Origin of the sequence: Caballeronia sp. LZ003 (assembly GCF_031451465.1) — a bacterium.
Taxonomy (GTDB): Bacteria; Pseudomonadota; Gammaproteobacteria; order Burkholderiales; family Burkholderiaceae; genus Caballeronia.
In genome coordinates this window covers 1-513 of sequence record NZ_JARUXJ010000159.1, presented here as the reverse complement: position 1 = coordinate 513, position 513 = coordinate 1, and the positions used below count along the sequence as shown (strand labels likewise).

Annotated in this window: 1 protein-coding gene; it reads right to left on the bottom strand. The window is 58.9% G+C overall.

The features are described 5' to 3' along the window. Positions 1 to 513, bottom strand: a 513-nt coding sequence (locus tag QCE79_RS33570; protein ID WP_309851835.1) for an ATP-binding protein, incomplete at both ends; no start/stop codon positions are given.

Genomic DNA, 513 nt, shown 5'->3' with positions numbered 1-513 from the left:
CAAATTACTCGTTAAGACAGTCGATGTACGCTCGTACCTCTCGGCAATCAGATCGTGGAAGTCTTCGTCTTCGGGCGTGCGCATGGGTTTCAGTCCAAAGTCGTCAATGATGAGCAACGGCACCTTGGCAAGCGCCTGGAATCGCCGTTCGTAGGAGCCCACGGCTTGCGCGTTGCGTAGCGTGCTGAGAAGCCGGGTCTGAGTCATGAACAGGACATCGTGACCTTGCCGGGCGGCGGAGTGGCCCAGTGCCTGCGCCAGATGGCTTTTGCCCGTTCCGCAAGGACCGGCGATCAGCACGCTGACCTTCTCAGCGATGAAGCGACAGGTCGCGAGATCATGGACGACGGCGCGATTAAGATTGGGTAGCCGGTCGAAGTCGAAACCTTCCAGTGTCTTCTGTCCACGGAAGTTCGCGCGGCGCATGCGGGCGTCGAGCTTTCGATGATCGCGCCGTGCGATCTCGTCCTGGATAAGCAACGTCAGGAAATCGGTATAGGCGAGCTTACGGTC